The following is a 20814-nucleotide window of genomic DNA, read 5'->3' as shown; positions in this document are numbered from 1 at the left end:
AGGGCGACACCCCGCGCCGCACCATTGACCAGGAAAGACAAACCCAGATGAAAACGCGCCGTGCTCTGCTCTCTAATGTTACCGCTATCATATTGGCCCTGACCCTGCCGGTTACCGCTCAGGCTGCCGCGCCCGCAACGACCACCGTGAGCGATGGCGCCGGCGCCTACAAGACCGGCCAATATCATAACCTGTTCGTTGAACGGCTGGGCCACAGCGAGGCCGAAACGCAGCAGAAGATCGAGCAGACCTTCCAGCAGCTATTCCATGGCGACGGCCAGGAGCAGCGCGTCTATTTCGAGACCGGCGCCAATGCCGACGGGCCGCTGGCCTATATCACCGACTGGGCCAATAACGATGCGCGCTCCGAAGGCATGAGCTACGGCATGATGATCGCCGTACAATTGGATAAGAAGCGCGAGTTCGACGCTCTGTGGAACTGGTCGAAAACCTATATGCTGACCACCGATCCGGAAAATCCGTCCTATGGCTATTTCGCGTGGTCGATGGGCACGGATGGCTCGGCTCGCGCGGTCGGCGCCGCACCGGATGGCGAGGAATATTATGCCATGGCGCTCTATTTCGCGGCGCATCGCTGGGGCAATGGCCAGGGCATCTATAATTACCAGGCCGAGGCCGATAAGATCCTGAGCGGGATGCGTCATCATCCGGTCAAAACCGCCACCACGCCCTTCCGCATCCACCCAGGTGACGCGCCGTTTATCGAGCCAGACGTGCCCTGGCCCAGCCCGAATAACCGCCGAGCCGAGGCCGAGGCGCTGAAAGCGGGCAAGCCGTGGCCGCCCTATCGGCCAATGCGCGCCCCGCGTTCGGTGACGGTCGGCCCGATGGTCGATGAAGCTCACACCATGATCCGCTTCGTACCGGAAACCAGCATCCCCGGCACCGACGCCTCCTATCACCTGCCGGCTTTCTATGAATTGTGGGCGCGCTGGGGACCGGTGGAGGATCGCGCCTTCTGGGCCAGGGCCGCCGATGTCAGCCGTAATTTCTTTGAAACCGTCGCCAATCCGAAAACCGGCCTGGCGCCCGACCGCAGCACCTTCGACGGCCAGCCCGCTATGGGCTGGGATGGCAAGCCGAGCCAGTTTGCCTATGATAGCTGGCGCACGGCCAGCAACTGGTCGGTCGATTATAGCTGGTGGGGCAAGGATGCGCGGGCGAAGACCCGCAGCGACCGTATTCAGGGCTTCCTTTACGGCCAGGGCATTCATACCTTCCCCGATCGCTATTCGCTGGACGGTCAGCCGATGTCCGACCGCCATTCCACCGGCATGGTGGCGGCCACCGCCGTCGGCAGCCTGGCGGCAACTCAGGGCGAGGTATCCGACGCTTTCCTGAAGGAACTGTGGAGCACGCCGGTGCCGGCGGGCGAGCAGCGCTATTTCGACGGGATGCTGTACCTGATGAGCCTGATGCACCTGAGCGGGGAGTTCCGCATTATCGATGCTCCGGCAGGGAAGTAATAGCAGCTTCGAAACCATCCTTATGCCTCCCCACCTTTGGTGGGGAGGGGGACCGCGCCGAAGGCGTGGTGGTGGGGTGGCTTGCTAGCCCTCATCCGTATGGAAGGCCGTCTTTGCCTTCGTATCGGCAGTGAAGATATAGACCAGCAAGGAAACGGCGATACAGGCGGTAACATACCAGAAGAAACTCTCTTCCGCGCCCGCCTGTTTCAGCCACAGCGCCACATATTCCGCCGAGCCGCCGAAGACCGACACGGCCAGAGCATAGGGCAGGGCGACGCCCAGCGCGCGGACATGCGCGGGAAACAGTTCGGCCTTCACCACAGCATTGATCGAGGTGTAGCCGCTGACGATGATCAGTGCCGCCATCACCAGTCCGAAGGCCGGCCAAAATCCTTGCACATGGCTAAGCGCTGTCATGATCGGCACGGTGAAGATCACACCCAGCACGCCGAAGCCGATCAGCAACGGCCGACGCCCGATGCGGTCGGACAGAGCGCCGAAAAGCGGCTGGGCCAGCATGTAGAGGAAAAGAGTCAGGGCCGACAGACTGGTCGCCTCGGTCTTGCTCCAGCCAGCGGTATTGACCAGGAATTTCTGCATGTAGGTGGTGTATGTATAGAAGGCGACCGTGCCGCCCATGGTCAGACCAACCACTTGCAGCGCCTGCCACGGATGCTCGCGTAACAAGGTCAGCGTGCGATTGCCGGTGAATTTGCGGCCTTCTTCAAATGAGGTCGTCTCGCTGATATGGCGGCGAATAAACAAGGCGGCGAGCGCCAGCAGGGCGCCGATGCCAAACGGAATCCGCCAGCCCCAGGCCTCAAGCTGTTCATGGGTCAGCAGCCACTTTTGCAGCAGGATCAACACGCCCAAAGCGATCAATTGCCCCATAATCAGGGTGACATACTGGAAGCTTGACCAGAAACCGCGATGGGTCTTGCCGGCCATCTCCGACAGATAGGTGGCGCTGGCGCCATATTCGCCGCCGACACTCAGGCCCTGTAACAGTCGCGCCAGCAACAACAGAGCCGGTGCGGCAATGCCGATGGTCGTGTAGCCCGGCGTTATGGCGATGATCAGCGACCCGGCGCACATCAACAGGATCGAAACCGTCAGCCCGGACTTGCGGCCATAGCGGTCGGCATACCAGCCGAGCAGCCAGCCGCCGATCGGGCGCATAAAGAAGCCGACCGCGAAGATAGCCGCCGTATTGAGCAGTTGCGCCGTCGGGCTGGCATTGGGAAAGAAGGCCGGTGAGAAATAGAGAGCAAAGGCCGAATAGGCGTACCAGTCGTACCACTCGACCAGATTGCCGATCGATCCGCCGAGGATGGAACCCAGTTTATTGCTCTCTTTCATGCATCAAAGGTTTCACAGTTCAATTGACGAAACAAGGCGGTTTGTTTTAAGGATCGGCAACGGTTTTTCCGCAAGGTTATTAAGCATCATGAGCGACATTATCCCGCCCCCGAAGTCATCTATGTCGACAGCCACAAGGTCGCCTGCAACGGTGGCGGCGGCGCGCTGGGCCACCCCCTGACCTATTACGAACTGGGCGAGGACGGCACAGCCGAATGCGGTTACTGCGACCGCAAGTTCGTGCATAAGGATCACGCGCATGACTATGTTGATCCGGCGCCGCGTCCGGAAGGCGAGCACTAAACCGTGCGTTTTCTGCATACCATGGTGCGGGTCCATGATCTGGATGCCGCGCTGACATTCTGGTGCGAAGGCTTAGGTCTTATCGAGACCCGCCGCATGGAATCGGAAAAGGGCCGCTTTACCCTGATCTATCTGGCGGCGCCGCTCGATGAGGACCATGCGCGGTCCTTCAAGGCGCCCGAACTCGAACTGACCTGGAACTGGCCCGATGCGGACGGGAACGCCGAGGTCTATACCGGCGGCCGTAATTTCGGCCATGTCGCCTATGAGGTCGATGACATCTACGCCGCCTGCCAGCGCTTTGTTGATATGGGCGTGGTGATCAACCGTCCGCCGCGCGACGGCCACATGGCCTTTGTTCGCTCGCCGGATGGTATTTCCGTGGAACTGCTGCAAAAGAATGGTTCGCTGGCACCGGCGGAACCCTGGGCTTCAATGCCTAATACCGGAAGCTGGTAATCAGCTAAAAGCGTAAGGCGTCTCAACACACAGCACATGGGTCGAGGCCAGACGCACCAGATGCGTTACGGCGAAGTCATGGTCGATCTCGCCGTTTTCTGCCAGGGTTAGTGTATCTGCCAGGCGTTGGTTCATGCCGGGACCATTCAGGTGGCAGAGGTCCAGCCGGCAAAGGAGCCCCAGATCAGAAACGGCCTCACGCAGAGTAATATGCTGCTGCAGGAAGCCTTCGAGAATGCCGCTGGCCTGGATGTGCAGGCGGTTCTGGTCGGTCTCTTTCATCATGGACATGGGGGTACTCCGAATTTACTGGGGGCGGGCTGCAAGTTTATCTCGCGCTAGCACAACGGATTTCATATTGCACTGCGGCATAACGGTCGCACCGACATAACTGGTTTCAGAATGTAAATCCTGCCGTTACCTGTCGCTTTGATTTGGCAGGATTGACGGATCGTCCTATGAAGACAGCCGAACACATCCTGCGCAGAAAATCCTAAATGTCAGATACCGAAAAACAGAAGCGCCTCGTCCTGATCGATGGCTCCGGCTATATCTTCCGCGCCTATCACGGCCTGCCGCCCCTGACGCGCAAGTCGGATGGCCTGCCGGTCGGCGCGGTCGCCGGCTTCTGCAACATGCTGTTCAAGCTGATCAAGGAGCACCGCGGCGATGACGCGCCCTCGCACCTGGCGGTTATTTTCGATGCCGGCTCCAAGACCTTCCGCAACGAAATCTACGACCAGTACAAGGCCCACCGCCCGCCGGCGCCGGAAGACCTGATCCCGCAGTTCCCGCTGATCCGCGAGGCCACCCGTGCTTTTGGATTACCCGCCATCGAGATGGAGAATTTCGAGGCCGACGACCTGATCTGCACCTATACGCACCTGGCCAAGAAGGAGGGCTTCAAGGTCACCATTATCTCATCGGATAAAGACCTGATGCAGTTGGTCGATGACGATGTCAGCCTGATGGACCCGGTCAAGGGCACGATCGTCGGCCGCGAAGGCGTGATCGAGAAGTTCGGCGTGCCGCCGGAATTGGTGGTTGATGCCCGGGCCCTGATCGGCGACTCGGCCGATAATGTGCCCGGCGCGCCCGGCATCGGCGTCAAGACCGCCGCGCAACTGCTGCTCGAATACGGTAATCTTGATGCCGTTTTGGCTCGCGCCTCCGAGATCAAGCAGGAAAAACGCCGCCAGACCCTGATCGACTTCAAAGAGCAGATCCTGATGTCGCGCGAACTGGTCACCCTGCGCTGCGACTCGCCCACCCCAGTCGATATCGATACCTTCATCCTGAAAGAGCCAGAACAGGACGTTTTGCTCACCTTCCTCGGCCTGATGGAGTTCAACTCCCTGGCCAAGCGTGTTGGCGGCAATGCCTTAAGCCTGCTGCAAGCCTCTTCGGCACTCGATAAGTTGCCCACCGCGCCGATCCTGCGCCCGCTCTATGGCGCGCCGAAAAAAGGCCCGGCCGAAGCCGTCATCCAGCCGGTCCACCGCGAGACCTATGAGTGCATCCAGACCCTGGAAGCGCTGGAGAAGTGGATCGCCTGCGCCTATGAAGCGCAGGTCATCGCCATCGATACCGAAACCGACGACCTGTCGGCCTCGCGCTCCGGTTTGGTGGGTATCTCCCTGGCGGTAGGCGTCAATCAGGCGTGCTATATTCCGCTGGCGCACACCTCAAATGAGGGTTTCGATTTTGGTGATGGCGGCGGAATCGAGCAGATCGATTTCCAGACGGCTATCGCCGCGCTGAAGCCCTTGTTCGAAGACCCGACCATCCTCAAGGTCGGCCAGAACATCAAGTACGATCTGTCGGTCCTGCACCGCCACGGCATTGATGTTGCGCCTTATGATGACACCATGCTGATCTCCTATGTGCTCGAAGGCGGGCAGCACGGCCACGGCATGGACGAGCTGTCCGAACTGCACCTCGGCCACACGCCAATCCCGTTCAAGCAGGTGGCCGGCAGCGGCAAGTCGGCTAAGTCATTTAAATATGTCGGTCTGAAAGAAGCCACCGAATACGCCGCCGAAGACGCCGATGTGACGCTTCGCCTGTGGCATATCCTGAAACCGCGCCTGCAACGCGAGGGCCTCGTCACCGTCTACGAGACCCTGGAACGGCAAATGCCCGCCGTTCTCTCCGAAATGGAGCTGGCCGGCATCCGCATCGATCCGGCCATATTGCAAAGCCTGTCGCATGATTTCGGCACGCGGATGAACGCCATCGAGCAGGAGGCGCAGGCCCTGGTCGGTCGGCCGTTCAATATGAACAGCCCGCAGCAGCTCGGCCAGATTTTTTACGACGAAATGCAGCTTCCCGGCGGCAAGCGCACGGCCTCCGGCCAATGGGCCACTGACGTCAAGGTGCTGGAGGAGATCGCCGAGGGTAAGCCGGGACTGGAAGCGGGTCAACCGCTGGCAAAGATGCTGCTCGATTACCGCCAGATGGCCAAGCTCAAAGGCACCTATACCGACGCCCTCACCGGCTATGCCGACAAGAACACCCAGCGCATCCATACCAGTTTCCACCTGGCGGCGACGCCGACCGGGCGCCTGTCGTCCAACGAGCCCAATCTGCAGAATATCCCGATCCGCACCGCCGAGGGTCGCAAGATCCGTCAGGCCTTCATCGCCAAGCCGGGCCACAAGCTGATCAGCGCCGACTATTCGCAGATCGAACTGCGCATCCTGGCCCATATCGGCGATATACCGCAATTGAAGGAAGCCTTCCTGCGCGGTGACGATATCCACGCCATGACCGCCTCCGAAATGTTCAATGTGCCGATGGAAGAGATGACCTCCGAAATCCGCCGCCGCGCCAAGGCGATCAATTTCGGCATCATCTACGGCATTTCGGCCTTCGGCCTGTCCAACCAGCTCGGCATCGAACGCGGCGAGGCCGGCCGCTACATCGAAACCTATTTCGACCGCTTCCCCGGCATCAAGGGCTATATGGACGCCACCAAGGCCTTCGTGACCGCCAACGGATTCGTCATGACCCTGATGGGCCGCAAGATCCATATTCCGGAAATCAATGGCAAGGGCGCGCTGAAAGCCTTTGCCGAACGCGCCGCCATCAATGCCCCGATCCAGGGCACGGCCGCCGATGTCATCCGCCGCGCCATGATGCGGATGCCGCAGGCACTGCTTGAGGCCGGCTTCACCACGAAGATGCTGCTCCAGGTCCACGACGAACTCATTTTCGAGGCGCCCGATGCGGAGGTGGACGACGTGATCCCGCTGATCAAACGCATCATGTCGGACGCCACCCTGCCGGCGCTGGAAATGAGCGTGCCGCTGGTGGTCGAAGCCCATGCCGCGCCCAACTGGGACGAGGCGCATTAAGATTTTTGTCATAAAGTGTAATGATTCCAGATACATCTCCAGCGTTTATAATTAATACCTTCTTTACTATATCTGCGTTATTTGGACAGGAATCGAAGCGGGCTGCGTATCAGGGCCGAGACCGATCCGACGCAGAACGCAGGCTGCCGGATACGATAGTGTTTGTGTATGTGCGGCCCTGGGGAAACGCTATGCTGAAGAATATGACGATCCGGGTGCGCGTGATCGCCGCCTTCGCCCTGGTGCTCTGCGCCGCTGTCGCCCTCGGGCTCTTTGCCATCCAGCGCCTAAGCGCGGTCAATGCATCCGCGAAAGATGTCGGCACCAACTGGCTGCCCGCTGCCAACTATCTCGGTGACCTGTCGCAGGATTTTGAAACCTATCGCTCCCGCCAGGGCCAGGCCCTGCTGCTGACCGGCGAGGCGCGCGAAAAGATGCTGGCGCGGATGCAGGGCTCGCGCGACGCGCTCGAAAAGGACTACGTCAACTATAACACCACAGTCGCTACACCGGACGAACGGGTATTGGCGGACGCCATTCATACCCAGCTCACCGCCTATTACGAGGCCAGCAAACCCCTGGAAGCGGCCACCGCCGCCAATGACGTGGCCGGCGCCACCACCATCTACCTGACCGACATGCAGGCCGGGACGGACGAGTTGCGTAAGGCCATTCGTAATGACCGCGCCTATCAACTCAAGGAAGGACACAAAGCTGCCGATAAGGGCATCAAGCTCGGCAGCGCAGCCATGACCCTGATCATGATGGCGCTGGCGGCTACCGCCGCCATCTGTTTCGGTATCGGTTTCATGATGATCCGCACCATTTCCCTGCCGATCACCCGCATGTCCGGCGTGATGCAGAAACTGGCCGATGGCGATACCCAGGTCACCATTCCCAGTGTCGGTGAACGCAATGAAATTGGCGACATGGCCGGCACGGTCGAGGTCTTCCGCGACAACATGATCCGCAACCTGGCCCTGGAAGAAGAAACCCGTCAGGCGCGTGAAGACGCCGAAATCCAGCGCAAGAAAACCATGTACGAACTGGCCGACCAGTTTGAAAGCGCCGTCGGCGGCGTGGTCGAGGCGGTGTCTTCCGCCGCCACCGAAATGCAGGCCACGGCTTCGCAACTGACCTCTTCCGCTCAGGAATCCGCCGCTCAGGCCACGTCCGTTTCCGCCGCCGCCGAAGAAGCCGGGACCAATGTCACGTCGGTCGCCGGGTCGGCCGAGGAACTGGGCGCTTCGGTGCAGGAAATTGGCCGCCGTGTTGAGCATTCCTCCATCAAGGCGCGCGAAGCCGTGCGCGAGGCGGATTCCACCGCCGCCATCGTGCAGGAACTTTCCGAAGCCGCCGCCCGTATCAATGGCATTGTCGACATGATTACCGGCATTGCCGCCCAGACCAACCTGCTGGCGCTCAACGCCACCATTGAATCGGCGCGCGCCGGTGAGGCCGGCAAGGGCTTCGCGGTCGTCGCCGCCGAGGTCAAGCAACTGGCCCAGCAGACCGGCAAGGCGACCTCCGAGATCAGTCAGCATATCGGCAGCATCCAGTCCACCACGCGCCGCGCCGTGGAGGCTATCGAGAGCATTACCGGCACGATCCGCGACATCAACGACTCGTCCTCGACCATTGCCGCCGCCGTCGAGCAGCAGGGCGCCGCCACCAGCGAGATCGTCCAGGCGGTCAATCAGGCGTCGCTCGGCACGCAGGAGGTGACCTCCAATATCACCGGCGTGGCCCGCATGGCCGAAGAAACCGGCGCCGGCGCCTCACAGGTGCTAAGTGCCTCTGGCGAACTGGCGCACCAGGCAGAAAACCTGCGCACCCAGATCAACAACTTCCTGGCGCATATCCGGGCGGCGTAAGCCCCAACGACAGAGTCTAAAGGCGCGGCGGTTGCATATCGCCGCGCCTTTTTCTATTCTGCGGCATGACCGTCAAAACCCTCGATCACGTCAATATCCAGACCCGCGACATGGCCGTCACCATTGCCTTTTACGGCGAGTTGCTGGGGCTGGTGGCGAAGACTGCGCCACGCCGCAAGCCGGAGGAACGCCAGTGGCTTTATGCCGGCGAACGCGCCGTCATTCACCTCAATCTCTTCGGTACGGATAATACTTACGAACGCGAGGTCATCCCCGGCGGCCCCACTGGCGCCATCCACCATGTCGCCTTCGAATGCGACGATCTGGATGGCATGGTGTCACGGCTTGAAGCGCGCGGCCTGCGTTATGAACGCGCCGAACTGCCGGAAATCGGCCTGACACAACTGTTCGTGGTCGATCCAAACAATGTGTTGCTGGAGCTCAATTTCCGCAACATCCTCTGACGCGCAATTTATCCAGAAAGTGCGTCACACTTTACTGGATTGCGCTTATGCCGCCAGAACGCCTGCCGCCTGCATCATCGGTTTGAGCGTGGCCAATATCTGCGGCTGCGCCGAAAGACGGGAGCGCAGGGCGGGATCGCGCATCATCTTCATCACTTCCGCCTTGGCCTGCTCGCTTAAGGGCCCGAACGGCGCCGATTGCCCGGCGGCGAAGCTCAGCAGCATCGAAAACTTCTGCATGGGGGAAGCGCCGCCGCGCTGGATATGGGCCAGCAGTTTCACATCGGTGGCGATCTGATTACCGATCAGGCCCAGCCGGCGGGTGACCTCTTCGCCATCCTGGTCGATCAGGGCCGCGGCCGCCACACGGCCCTGCATCTGCGCCAGGGCCAGCAGGCGCTGCGCGGCCGACTGCTGGCTTTCGCGCATATGGCGCTCGAACTTGTCGGCGCCGACGATCTGCGACAGCCAGCGCGCCGCCTGGCGCTTGTTGGCGGCGCCGACCATGTTTTCGCACAGCCAGATCAGGCGGTCGGCCTCCTCGGCCGGCGTTTCGGCGGTTTCCAGCAGGCTGGTGATGAAATCGGCCGAGACCAGCTTGCGGGAGCGGTCGGCAAAGGCTTCGGTGATATCGTCGCGCTGGCTTTCATCGCGGCCGGCGGCAGTCATGCACAGGGCCAGGACGCGCAGAATCTCGATCTCGCCCATCGGGTCATTCGGGCGCAGACGGCGCGGGCTCTTCAGTTCCTGCATCAGGCGCTTGGAAATATGATAGCTCAGATGCGGCAGACGGTTATTCAGGATCAGGTCGTGGTAGCCCCCCAGAACACCACTAAGCGGCGGGGTCAGGCGCGCCACGCGGGCATCGGCGCGGGCGATCAGGTCCACCTCGCGGCCGGCGGCCAGGCGCGTCATGATCATCATGGCGCCGCCAAGGTCCATCTCTTCGCCCAGCACATCGTTCAGGCTGCCGCGCGCGGCAAACAGCTCCACCACCGGAATTTCGATCAGTTGCAGCGCCCATTCGCGTTCCGGATGCGTATCGAGCCAGGCATTGATCAGGCCGGCATAGATCAGCAGGGTTTCCAGCTTCGCCGATGGCCGGCGCTGCCCCTTCAGGGTGGCCGCCAGCGCGCCGCCGAAGACATAGGCGCGTTCCGGATGGTCATGCAGCCGGTCGATCAATTCCAGGCCGTTTTCCGGCGTCAGTTCCGGAAACAGGCCCTTGCGGCCATCCTGGATCAGGCGGGTGCAGGCTTTGTCGAACAGGCTTGACCAGCGCCGCATCAACTCATGCAGGGCCTGGCCGGTGTCATGGCTTTCCGGCACGGATAGTTTCTGCACCACATGCAGCAGTTCGCTGCCGGAGGCTTCCAGCCGCTCCGCCAGGTCAGGCCGGTGCAGCAGTTCAAACGCCGTCACGCCCTGCAGCTTCAGCCAGTCTTCCAGCAGGCGGGAAATCTTCTCACGGGCAAGCGCACTGTAAAGGTCCTGCGGGCTGGTGCAGACCGTATCGGTGGTGGGCGCCAGTTTCGGCTTTTTCGCCGCCACCGCCACGCCCTTGTCCAGCACGGTCACGCTGCTGTATTCGCCGCTTTCCGGATCGAGCATTTCCTTGGTGACGCGAACGGCGGCGCGGCCGCTTTTCAGCATCTCATCCGCGGCCTGAATAACCTGGTCACGCGTTTCCGACGCCATTTCCAGCACCCACGACGATTGCGGCGTGCGGCGCGAAAAAAGTTCGTAATGCACCGGATGGTGGCTCATGGGGTCCCTGAAGCAGCGATTTAGTGATTGATCTGCATGGAATTATTACACCCCCGACGTTAAATTATGATTTAGGCCGCATTTGCGGGGCTTAAGGCCAGAAAACGCCGTGATCAGGCCCTGAAAAAGACCGCAGCCATGCGTTTAGTGCCTCATGAGGAACTGCCAATGGTGGTTTTACATGCCAAAGTTCAATTGAACTTTGGCGATATGCGTTTATTTAAGAGACAGCTTATTCAATTCCGGAGATCACATGGCCAAGATTACTTTGGTGGACGACGACGAGAACATTGTCACCAGCGTGTCGCTCGCGCTGGAAAGCGGCGGCCACACCGTCCAGGCCTATTATGACGGCGCGGCGGGTCTGGCCGCGCTCGAAAAGGATCCGCCCGACCTCGCCATTCTCGACGTCAAGATGCCGCGCATGGACGGCATGGAAGTGCTACGCCGCCTTCGCAATACCTCCAACCTGCCGGTCATCATCCTGACCTCGAAGGACGATGAGATCGACGAGGTGCTGGGCTTCAATCTCGGCGCCGACGACTACATGCACAAACCCTTTTCGCAGCGCCTGCTGCTGGAGCGCGTCAAGGCGGTGCTGCGCCGCGCCGGTATCGTCGAACAGGGCGAGGCCCCGGAAGTCGCCGAGGCGCTCAATGCCAAGTCGCTCAAGCGCGGCAAGCTGGTGATGGACGCCGCCCGTCATGAATGCACCTGGACGGCAAGCCTGTGCGCCTGACCGTAACCGAATTCCTTCTGCTGCACGCCCTGGCCCAGCGCCCCGGCTTCGTCAAGAGCCGCGACAACCTGATGGATGCCGCCTATGACGATCAGGTATATGTCGATGACCGCACCATCGACAGCCACGTCAAGCGGATGCGCAAGAAGTTCCGCCAGGTCGACCCGACCTTCGATTCGATCGAAACCCTCTACGGCGTCGGTTATCGCTATAGAGAGATTTAAAAGCGCATGGCGAAGCCCTGGCTAAAACGGCTTCCTTTCGGTCAGTCCCGGTTGGGACGACTGATCTTCGGGCTGAATGTGCTGGGGCTGATCATCATCGTCATCGGCGCCCTGGTGCTGAGTGATTTTCGCGGCGGCCTGATCAATGCCCAGAGCGATTCCCTGCTGTCTCAGGCCCAGTTGATGGGCGAGGTGATTGCCGAGGTCGCTACCGAAGGCGTGCCGGAGCCGCATCTCGAAGCCGAAAATGCCGCCATCGTGCTGGGCCGGTTCATTCCCTCCGGCCAGCGCGCGCGCCTCTTCGATGACAAGGGCAACCTGATCTCCGATTCCTATGCGGTTTCCGACATGATCGACGTGTCGCAGCTTCCGCCGCGCGCGCCGGCCCAATGACCCGCTGCCGGAGGATAAGTCCGCCAAGCGTCAGGCCCGTCGGGCGCTGGCCGAGCAGCAACTGCATGGCGAGGTGATGATGGCTTTGTCTGGTGCGCCGCCCACCGCCGTGGTCCGCCGTAACGAACGCGGCGTAAAGGTGGTGTCGGTCTCCGTGCCCCTGCGCCACGTCAAGGAGGTGCTGGGCGTGCTGACCATCGAGCGCGGCGATGTCGACAAGATCGTGGCGGCACAGCGCTGGTCCATGCTGCCGTTCATTCTCGTCGCCTTCGGCGTCACCATGCTGTCGTCTCTGCTGCTCAACTGGCTGGTCAGCCGGCCGATCCACCGGCTGTCGGCGGCGGCGGACAATGTCCGTCTGGCGCGCACCCGCGCCATTTCCCTGCCCGACCTCGAATCGCGCAAGGACGAAATCGGCACCCTGGCGCGCTCGCTCGAAAGCATGACCGATACCCTGTGGCGGCGCATGGAGGAAATCGACCGTTTCGCCGCCGATGTCTCTCACGAGATCAAGAACCCGCTGACCTCCATCCGCTCGGCGCTGGAAACCCTGCCGCTGGTGAAGAACGACGAGGCTAGGGACAGGCTGATGGCGGTCATCAACCAGGATGTACGCCGCGCCGACCGCCTGATCACCGACATTTCCAACGCCTCTCGCCTCGATGCCGAACTGTCGCGCGACACGCCGAGAAAGGTCGAGGTCGGCACCCTGCTGGAAGATATCATCTCGCTCTACCAGCAGAGTCATATCGCCGGCCAGGTCACGGTCAGCTTTAAGCGTTCCCTGTCGCCGGCCGCCTCGCTGGTCAATGGCCGCGAAGGCCCGCTCGGTCAGGTCTTCCGCAATATTATCGACAATGCCCGTTCCTTCTCCCCGGAAGGCGGCGAGGTCCGCGTCACGCTCGCCCACAGTAATGCCGATCCGCTGCGGCCGATGAGCATTGTCTTCGAGGACGACGGCCCCGGCATTCCGGAGGACAATCTGGAGACCATCTTCCAGCGCTTCTATACCTCGCGTCCCAAGGGCACGAGCTTTGGCAAGAATTCCGGCCTCGGCCTGTCGATCTCGCGCCAGATCATCGAGGCGCACAACGGAAAAATCTGGGCGGAAAACCGCAAAGACGACACCGGCCATATCGTCGGCGCCCGTTTCTCGATCCTGCTGCCGAGCGCGAATTGAGCATTTACCAGCCGTCTTAAGAGCCTTAAGGCTTTGTCCCTTGCGAAGTCATATCTATTACGGGAATCGATGCGGTCGTACACGCTTTCGGATCAGCGGCAGCGACTCTCCGTGCCGCCTTGGCGAGAAGCGCATCCCTTGCATCCCAATTGCCAAGATCGAATGTGGTATCCGAAAGCGCCTGTCCCTTTCGAATCAATTTTACACTCAGGCGCCCCCCTCCGTTATCGCCGCCTTGATCGCGGACCAATCTTCATTTGGGAAAACGATATCCATTGCGGGCTGCGTCTCATCGTCACTCCCGAAATCGCGCCCATATTTTAGCTGTTCACACTTAAACACGACGCTTTCGGTGGGCAGATCAAGGATTACCTGTGTATCGTCCGGTTGTGTTGGCGGCGGGATACGGAATCTAATATATCCGCCACTAGGGACTCTACCCATTTCCGCCAAGGTCGAATTTGCAAATTTCAAAGTGAGCCGAGGACTCATCGGTGCCGGCGCAGGTCGCCAGACGATTTGCGGCTTGTTGCCTTCTGGCCACCAGGCTGGGGCGAGAGTCTCATCGGTAAGAACCTCGACCGTGCCGCCGGTGTCAGAATGCTCTATGACATGGCAACGAAGAGGGCCCCCGAAAGCCACACCAGAAGAGAACACGACCGGCGTAAACACCAGCGTGACGAATGATCAAGCTCCTTGCCTCATTGCTCTCTCCCAGATGTATATGTGTAAAACAACAGCTTGCACGTCAGTAATAGCAATACGACTAAACAAGTAGGTGCAAAATGGCTACAGATGGCGGCTGGCATCCATACGGTCATGTATTATGCGCATGATATCAATGCCGGCAGCCGTTTTGCGAAAGTAAATGGCGTGGCGTTCCACATTGCGGCGTCGATACCCAATCCGGATATGGTCGCAGGCGGGCGCCCTGTCTGGCGCCTCGGCCAGTTTCTCAAAAGTGGCGATTAGTTTGTCCGTATAGCGGTCGGCCTGATCGATCCCCCACACCGTGACGGTCGTTCGCCAAATCTGTTCCATGTCGCGCTCTGCCGTGGGTGCAAGGCGGTATTCAGCCATGTGTTGATCGCATCCGACGCTTAAAGGCTTCCGGGTCGAAACGCTGTGGCTCTCCGCTGTTTTCGGCCTCTATGAGTGCCGCCCGGATGCGCTCTGTCTCTGCCATTCGCTCCTGTTCACGCCGAATGAGGTCGCGGATTATCTCGCTGTCGTTGGTATAGTGGCCGCTTTCGATCTGGGATTTAACCCACGCGTCTTGCTGATCGGTTATGGTGATGGTCTTGCGCACAGTCGCCATAAATGCTCCTTCACAAAGCATCATACTATTGGTGCGATTTTACACATTATCCGTCAGTTGCCAATCTCCTTTATCCATTGAGGCCAAATCGAGGTCAGAGCCATTTCCTTACCTCCTCCGCTAGAAACGGCTTTCACCGTCCGCCATCCGTGCCTAAATACCGGCATGAGCAAGATGATCATTCACGCCACCTCTTTAAGCCTGCATATCGGCCAAGAATGGCGTGGCGTATTGATCATGGGGCCTTCCGGCAGCGGCAAGAGCGACCTGGCCCTGCGCCTGATCCAGGCGGCCGGGCATACCGGTTGTGCGCTGGTGAGCGATGATTACAGCCTTCTGTGGACCTCCGGCGGGCAGCTTTATGCCGGCGCGCCCGAAACCATAGAGGGCCGTATGGAAATCCGCGGGCTGGGCATCATGGCGGCGGAAACGCGCAAGCTGACGCGCATCCACCTGGCGGTTCTGGCACAATCCGACCCCATCGAACGCCTCCCCGAAAACGAAATCACGCCCATTCTGGGACAGGCGGTCCCGACCATCCGCCTCAACCCGCGCGAGGCATCAAGCGTCAGCAAACTCCTTCACCGCTTGAAAGTAGCTTAAAAATACTTACCTAAAGGTCAGCTCTCGGACTCATTCACACCCTGTAAATGTGACCTCTGGCATATTTGGCACACCGGCCTATTGCGGCGCAAAATTTGCTGGAGACTCCTAAATCTCATTTTGCAGTGCGATGAAATCGGGACTAGTATGATGGGCTACCCCGCTTAACGGTGTCGGGCCCAAGGCGTTAGTAAGGAAGTTGCTTTAATGATCGGACTGGTCATCGTTACTCACGGCAAGCTGGCTGACGAGTTCGTATCGGCGATGGAACACGTGGTCGGGCCCCAGACCCAGGTGGCCGCCATCTGTATCGGGCCTGAAGACGATGTCGCCCAGCGCCGCAAGGATATCCTTGACGCCACCTTTGCAAACGATTCCGGTGACGGCGTCATCCTCCTGACCGACATGTTCGGCGGCACCCCCTCCAATCTCGCCATTTCGGTGATGGAACAGACCAAGGCCGAGGTCATTGCCGGCCTGAACCTGCCGATGCTGATCAAGCTGGCGTCTTTACGCAAAAACGAAGACCTGGGCGCCTGCGTCTGCCACGCCCAGGAAGCCGGCCGCAAATACGTCACCGTCGCTTCCTACGTGCTTTCCGGCGATAACTGATCCCTTTTCCCTCTGGACTAAAACCCCGAACGCCCGCATTCTCCGGCGCGAGAAGCCTTGCCCGAGGGAGGGCACTTGATGAGCGAGACTGAGCCCGGCGTGCGTACTGAGGTCGAAATCTGTAACATGAAGGGCCTGCACGCGCGGGCCTCCGCCAAGTTCGTCAAGCTGGCCTCGGCGTTTGACGCCCAGACCTATGTCATCAAGGACGATACCCGCGTCGACGCCCAGTCGATCATGGGCCTCCTGATGCTGGGCGCCGGCATTGGCACCGTTATCGGCATCGAGGCCGAAGGACCGCAGGCCGAAGAGGCCGTGGCCGCCCTGGCCGAGTTGGTCAGCAACCGCTTCGATGAGGACGCATGAGAGTCGCGGTCAAGCTCTGCCTTGCGTTACTGACGGCTTCGGCCATTTGTGCATCGGGCCTGGTCCAGGCCGAAGGTACGCCTTACGACGAAAACGCACCCGCGCCGAAACCTGTGGTCAAGCGCAAAAAAGCCGCCGCTAAACCGGCGCCGGTCCTGACGACGCCGGCGGCCCCTATCCCTTATGCCGCCGCCAAACTCAGCCCCGATATGGCGAAGGCCCTGACCCCGGAGCCACCGGCCGCGCTAGCCCCCTTGCCGCCGCCGGTCGCCATAACGCCCGCGCCCATCACCATGCAGCCGATTGCCGATCCCCCACCACCTGCCCCGGTTGCGGTACCGTCGTCACGCTCCTTGCCGGAAACAGACCAGATCAGCCTGAAATGCGAAACCCAGGTGACCGAAGGCAAGCGTTTCATCTCGCAGGGTGTCTTCTATATTGACCTCTTCCCGTCGCCGGTCTTCCCGGATGAACACGCTGATTTCAAGTTCCTGCGTGTCGATCCGGCGCACCCGTCCTTGATCCGCCAGTCGATCTGCCTGGATACCTTGTGCCCGGCCAATGTCACCGGCTCGACCTATTATCTCGTCAACCGCATAACGAAGCACGGCTCGGCCCTGCGTATCACGCTCGATCGCTCCAACGGTGCGTTTTACGCCGAGGAGATCGATAACAAACGTATCGGCAAGGACGGGCATCGCGGTGAAACGGGTTATTGCACGCCGCAAAAGTTGCCGAATGCGCTTTTCTAAACCCGCACGACCCTGACCGCCATCCACGGCTGGTCGGGCAGGGCGATGACCGGCCGTGCCGGGTCGTGGAAGGAATAACCATCCTTCTTCTGCATGGTGAAAACGCCCTCGACAGGCGTCACTGTCATGTTCCAGGTATCGATCAAATCGACACGGAATTGCTCCCCGCCGGCCAGTTCCTGCTTCGGCAGGTCGAGCGGCCAATCTGACGGCGTCTCACTGCCGAAATAGCGCAGGTAGTACTGTCCGGCCTGGCCGCCGATATGGCGGTCCCACCACTTATCGACCGGATCGATGCCCGGCTTCGGCCCCGTGTCCATCACCGTTTTCAGGAAGGCCAGCCGCGGCGCGCTGGTGCCGAGCAGTCGCCCACCGATGCCGCTCCAGCCGCCATCCGGGCTGAGATTCGTGTCGGTCAGCACCTCGCCGTGCCCGACATAGGTGCCGGCGATCAGACCATGCCAGAAGCGCGACACCATCTCCTCGCCGGTCAGATTGCCCCAGCGCAGATCGGACTTGCCTTCGTAACAGATCTCATCGAAGACCACCGGCTTTTCCCAGACGCTGCGATAGATTTCGGCGCGGGTATCATCCTTGACCGACATGCCGTTCTGGATGCTGGAATGGGTCACCCACGGCCGGCGGTTATCAAAAAACGCCTTGCAGTTATGGATCGAGCGCAGGCGCTGGTGCGGATCGCTGTCGGCGACGAACTGGCCAATGTGGTCCCAGTCAGCCGGTGATTTTGCCTTCACCAGGTCAAACTCATTGGCCATCGACCACCAGACATTGCGGTAAGCGCTTAAGCTGGCAATGACATAGCGTAGATAGCGCTCATCATCGGCGCGGGCCATTTCGGCGTAACCATGCACCTTGTCATAGGGGTGATAGAGGATGATATCGGCTTCTATGCCAAGCGCCTGAAGCTTCGCCACGCGGTCCTCGAAGCGGTGGAAAAAAGCCGGATTGAAACGCGCCGCACCCCAGTCCCTGGGGCCGGTGCCGGTATAGATATAAGGCTCGATCGGCTCGGCTTTCACATTGGCGTAGACGCACATGCGCAACTTGTTGAACGGCGACGCCTTTAGCGTTTGCAAGGTCAGCGCGCATTGCGCGTCCGATTGCTGCGCCCAGGCATAGGCCGTGGTGCCGATCTGGCGGAAGGGCGTGCCATCGGCATAGGCGAAGTGATAGCCATCCGCCGTGACGCGCACCGGGCCATGATTGTTGCCACTGGCCGGCCGCGCCGTAAAGCCGCCGGTGCGGCCGTCGAGCGCCATGGTGTTACTCGTGGTCTGCCATTGCCAGACGCCCTCAATATCCGGGCTGAAGCGGATTTTGTAGACGCCGTCGCCATCATAAAACCCCGGCACGGTAACAATCTGCGCGCCGTTACTGAATTCCGCCGCGAGCGTGACATCGACAAATGGATTGCCGGTTTTCGGACCATCCAAGGTAATTTCAAACAAGCCCCAGCGCTCGATATCAGCCGCCTGTGCGTTGGCTATACCCGCCATAGACAATGCGCCACCCAGCACCATGACACCGCGCCGCGTCAGTTTCGACATGACAACCTCCCATTATATTTGTCAGTCATCATACGATTATAATGGTCGCAAAGGCAAGCTGTATGGGGGGCTTATGTCTTTCTTATGTTGCGGGCGCCCTCAAGCGTCGAAAATTTAGGCACACGCCGCCTATAGTGAGCACAGACATTAACCCATTGATTTCAGGAGATATTCATGAATAACGATCGAATGCAAGGCAGTTGGGAACAGGTCAAGGGCAACGTCCAGAAGATGTGGGGCAAGCTGACCAATGACGATCTCGATGTGATCGAAGGCGATCGCAAGCTGCTGGCCGGCAAGATTCAGGAACGCTACGGCATTGCGAAGGACGAGGCCGACAAGCAGATCGACGAGTGGAATCGGACGCACTAATCGCGTTTTAAAAATTTGAGATTGTCGCTTCTTTCCCGCCGGATGGTTGCGACGATACGGGCGGAAAGGCGTTTCCTCAGATGCGTCTTTCCGCTCTAATTTTTTTGGCCGCTACCTTTCAATCTGGTCGTAGCCGGATGATACGCCAAGGCCAAAAAGCTAATATGGGGATGAGTGATGCGCAGATGATGGCTCCCCGGTACTAGGCATATCAGCGCTAATTCGCCGGGATTGTCCAGAAGGAGAACCAGAACCGGCCGGGCATGGGACGGTGGTGCGTCACGACGCTTGAAGGCCGGCCCTGATCCGAGGGGAATTGAAGGGCCCAGGCACGGCGCCGGCATAAACCCGCCACACACCGTACCTGAGCCTTGAATCCGCCGGGTGTCCCGAAATCGAGTCTTCGGCGGCTGGGATCAGCTTAGGGAGCTAAGGGTAAGGATGCTGTTCCGGGCGCGTGGTCACGGCGTAAGAAATGAGTCAGTATGAGCGTGTGATAAGATACCCCACCACCACATCTAGCGCTGACGCGCGTCGTGCGGTCCCCCTCCCCGACAAGCGGGGAGGTACTATTCATTGTTCCTCCCCGCTTGTCGGGGAGGGGGACCATGAGCAAAGCGAAATGGTGGTGGGGTATCTTGCTTCCTGATTCAATAAATTGATCTACGGCGCAGCTTCACGGTTCATCCTTCGGGCGGCGGCGAGGGTATCCAGGCTGTGATTGAGTACCGCCTGCCAGCTTGCCAGGGCTTCATGCTCAGTGGCGGGTTCGGCGGTCGTTACCCAGGCCGGCTTGGTCGGCAGATCGTCTCGGGTCTCCGTATTGACGGCAACGAGCACCTTGCCCACCGCCAGCAGGGTCTTGGCGGCGCGTTCGGCCTCGGCATAGGTCTGGGGCGGTTCCAGCGCTTCGACGGCGCGCAACAGCGCCTCGGCTTGGTCTCGAAGACGCTGCTGCTGGTTGCGACGGAGCGCCTGTCTTTGTTCAGGCGTGGCGATGGGAGTTGTGTGCGTTTCCATGAGGACAAGCATGGAACGGGAATTAAGAGCGGGGATTATTTCTCCTCCCCTGCTTTAGCGGGGGAGGTGGCGGGCGAAGTCCCGCCGGAGGGGGCCACTTTATTTTTCCGCTCGCTCTTTCGCCAATAACTAAATACCAAGCGCCACTTCATCGGGATCAGCCATAACGTCGCTCGCCGCAATCCTGTACGTCGTTATATCTTGCTCCAAAAGCCACGCATCGCGCCGCTCGTCACGTTCAGGATGATCCGCAATGGTGTGGATCAGCCCATCGACCTCGATCGCCAGCCTTGCCTTGGCACAATAGAAATCCAGCACATAGGGGCCGATGGGATACTGGCGGCGAAAGCTGATGCCGGTATCGCGCACTCTTAGGCGCGCCCAGATCCGTGCTTCCGGCGGTGTCATGTCGCACCGCAGTTTCCGCGCAAAAGCAATCTTGGATTTATCCCGAACCCTCATGACCAAAACCTACCACCCTTCTCCTCCCTTGCAAGCCCTTGGGCGAAGCGGGGGAGGTGTCAGCGTCGAAGCCCAAAGGGCTGGTGTCGCTGACGGAGGGGGCCACTGCACAAGACAAATGCCGCGATTTCAA

Annotated in this window: 21 protein-coding genes and 1 pseudogene; 13 read left to right on the top strand and 9 right to left on the bottom strand. The window is 60.2% G+C overall.

Annotated features, from left to right (window positions below; all coding sequences use genetic code 11):
- Positions 1-47: 47 nt before the first annotated feature.
- Positions 48-1487, top strand: a complete 1440-nt coding sequence (locus NVV72_07930) for a glycosyl hydrolase family 8 (GenBank protein ID MCR6659265.1) — start codon at positions 48-50, stop codon at positions 1485-1487.
- An 84-nt stretch (positions 1488-1571) separates the two neighbouring features.
- Here the strand turns inward: NVV72_07930 and NVV72_07925 are convergent, their stop codons facing one another.
- Both NVV72_07925 and NVV72_07920 read right to left on the bottom strand, forming a co-directional pair.
- On the bottom strand, positions 1572-2849 hold the full coding sequence (locus NVV72_07925; protein MCR6659264.1) for an MFS transporter: 1278 nt from the start codon (positions 2847-2849) through the stop codon (positions 1572-1574).
- Between the two features lie 12 nt (positions 2850-2861).
- Positions 2862-3110, bottom strand: a complete 249-nt coding sequence (locus NVV72_07920; GenBank protein MCR6659263.1) for a hypothetical protein — start codon at positions 3108-3110, stop codon at positions 2862-2864.
- A gap of 45 nt (positions 3111-3155) precedes the next feature.
- On the opposite strand from NVV72_07920, the gene NVV72_07915 reads away from it, so the two are divergent.
- Entirely contained in the window at positions 3156-3611 is a 456-nt protein-coding gene (locus NVV72_07915) for a VOC family protein (protein MCR6659262.1), read from the top strand.
- On the opposite strand, the gene NVV72_07910 is transcribed toward NVV72_07915, so the two are convergent.
- Positions 3612-3902 carry a hypothetical protein gene (locus tag NVV72_07910; protein ID MCR6659261.1) on the bottom strand — a complete coding sequence of 97 codons (291 nt, stop codon included), beginning with the start codon at positions 3900-3902 and terminating at the stop codon, positions 3612-3614.
- 206 nt (positions 3903-4108) lie between these two features.
- Between NVV72_07910 and polA the strand changes: the two genes are divergently transcribed.
- The 3 genes from polA (at position 4109) to NVV72_07895 (ending at position 9305) form a co-directional block, all read left to right on the top strand.
- Positions 4109-6967: a DNA polymerase I gene (polA, locus tag NVV72_07905; protein ID MCR6659260.1), complete on the top strand. Its 2859-nt coding sequence runs from the start codon at positions 4109-4111 to the stop codon at positions 6965-6967.
- A gap of 191 nt (positions 6968-7158) precedes the next feature.
- Positions 7159-8841: a methyl-accepting chemotaxis protein gene (locus NVV72_07900; GenBank protein MCR6659259.1), complete on the top strand. Its 1683-nt coding sequence runs from the start codon at positions 7159-7161 to the stop codon at positions 8839-8841.
- A gap of 65 nt (positions 8842-8906) precedes the next feature.
- The gene (locus tag NVV72_07895; GenBank protein ID MCR6659258.1) at positions 8907-9305 is read left to right on the top strand and encodes a VOC family protein; all 399 of its coding nucleotides are present in this window, start codon (positions 8907-8909) and stop codon (positions 9303-9305) included.
- 45 nt (positions 9306-9350) lie between these two features.
- Here NVV72_07895 and NVV72_07890 read toward each other — a convergent pair whose 3' ends face one another.
- Complete coding sequence (locus NVV72_07890) at positions 9351-11072, bottom strand: hypothetical protein (GenBank protein ID MCR6659257.1); 1722 nt, start codon at positions 11070-11072, stop codon at positions 9351-9353.
- Positions 11073-11325: 253 nt separating this feature from the next.
- On the opposite strand from NVV72_07890, the pseudogene NVV72_07885 reads away from it, so the two are divergent.
- The 3 genes and pseudogenes from NVV72_07885 (at position 11326) to NVV72_07875 (ending at position 13608) form a co-directional block, all read left to right on the top strand.
- Positions 11326-12035 (top strand): annotated as a pseudogene (locus NVV72_07885) (response regulator transcription factor).
- A gap of 6 nt (positions 12036-12041) precedes the next feature.
- Positions 12042-12428 (top strand): sensor N-terminal transmembrane domain-containing protein, encoded by a 387-nt coding sequence (locus NVV72_07880; GenBank protein ID MCR6659256.1) that lies wholly within the window; start codon positions 12042-12044, stop codon positions 12426-12428.
- 76 nt (positions 12429-12504) lie between these two features.
- Positions 12505-13608, top strand: coding sequence for a HAMP domain-containing histidine kinase (locus tag NVV72_07875; protein MCR6659255.1), 1104 nt, complete (start codon positions 12505-12507; stop codon positions 13606-13608).
- Positions 13609-14397: 789 nt separating this feature from the next.
- Here the strand turns inward: NVV72_07875 and NVV72_07870 are convergent.
- Positions 14398-14688: a type II toxin-antitoxin system RelE/ParE family toxin gene (locus tag NVV72_07870; protein MCR6659254.1), complete on the bottom strand. Its 291-nt coding sequence runs from the start codon at positions 14686-14688 to the stop codon at positions 14398-14400.
- Positions 14681-14926, bottom strand: a complete 246-nt coding sequence (locus NVV72_07865; protein ID MCR6659253.1) for a type II toxin-antitoxin system ParD family antitoxin — start codon at positions 14924-14926, stop codon at positions 14681-14683. The genes NVV72_07870 and NVV72_07865 overlap by 8 nt, the downstream gene beginning before the upstream one ends.
- 165 nt (positions 14927-15091) lie before the next feature.
- Between NVV72_07865 and NVV72_07860 the strand changes: the two genes are divergently transcribed.
- The 4 genes from NVV72_07860 to NVV72_07845 all read left to right on the top strand — a co-directional run bounded on the left by NVV72_07860 (position 15092) and on the right by NVV72_07845 (position 17259).
- Complete coding sequence (locus NVV72_07860; protein MCR6659252.1) at positions 15092-15529, top strand: HPr kinase/phosphatase C-terminal domain-containing protein; 438 nt, start codon at positions 15092-15094, stop codon at positions 15527-15529.
- A gap of 207 nt (positions 15530-15736) precedes the next feature.
- Positions 15737-16141, top strand: coding sequence for a PTS sugar transporter subunit IIA (locus NVV72_07855; protein MCR6659251.1), 405 nt, complete (start codon positions 15737-15739; stop codon positions 16139-16141).
- A gap of 78 nt (positions 16142-16219) precedes the next feature.
- Positions 16220-16507, top strand: a complete 288-nt coding sequence (locus NVV72_07850) for an HPr family phosphocarrier protein (protein ID MCR6659250.1) — start codon at positions 16220-16222, stop codon at positions 16505-16507.
- Positions 16504-17259: a hypothetical protein gene (locus tag NVV72_07845; GenBank protein ID MCR6659249.1), complete on the top strand. Its 756-nt coding sequence runs from the start codon at positions 16504-16506 to the stop codon at positions 17257-17259. The genes NVV72_07850 and NVV72_07845 overlap by 4 nt, the downstream gene beginning before the upstream one ends.
- Here the strand turns inward: NVV72_07845 and NVV72_07840 are convergent.
- The gene (locus NVV72_07840; GenBank protein MCR6659248.1) at positions 17256-18827 is read right to left on the bottom strand and encodes a DUF5060 domain-containing protein; all 1572 of its coding nucleotides are present in this window, start codon (positions 18825-18827) and stop codon (positions 17256-17258) included. The two genes, NVV72_07845 and NVV72_07840, sit on opposite strands and share 4 nt — an antisense overlap.
- A gap of 174 nt (positions 18828-19001) precedes the next feature.
- Between NVV72_07840 and NVV72_07835 the strand changes: the two genes are divergently transcribed.
- A complete protein-coding gene (locus tag NVV72_07835) occupies positions 19002-19199 on the top strand; it encodes a CsbD family protein (GenBank protein MCR6659247.1) in 198 nt (65 codons plus the stop codon).
- A 663-nt stretch (positions 19200-19862) separates the two neighbouring features.
- On the opposite strand, the gene NVV72_07830 is transcribed toward NVV72_07835, so the two are convergent.
- Both NVV72_07830 and NVV72_07825 read right to left on the bottom strand, forming a co-directional pair.
- On the bottom strand, positions 19863-20219 hold the full coding sequence (locus tag NVV72_07830; protein ID MCR6659246.1) for a hypothetical protein: 357 nt from the start codon (positions 20217-20219) through the stop codon (positions 19863-19865).
- Between the two features lie 129 nt (positions 20220-20348).
- The gene (locus NVV72_07825; protein ID MCR6659245.1) at positions 20349-20681 is read right to left on the bottom strand and encodes an endonuclease domain-containing protein; all 333 of its coding nucleotides are present in this window, start codon (positions 20679-20681) and stop codon (positions 20349-20351) included.
- Positions 20682-20814: the final 133 nt, after the last annotated feature.

This window comes from Asticcacaulis sp. (assembly GCA_024707255.1).
In the GTDB taxonomy this organism is placed as follows: Bacteria; Pseudomonadota; Alphaproteobacteria; order Caulobacterales; family Caulobacteraceae; genus Asticcacaulis.
Note: the sequence above shows the minus strand (reverse complement) of the source record. Positions and strands in the feature narration are given on the sequence as shown.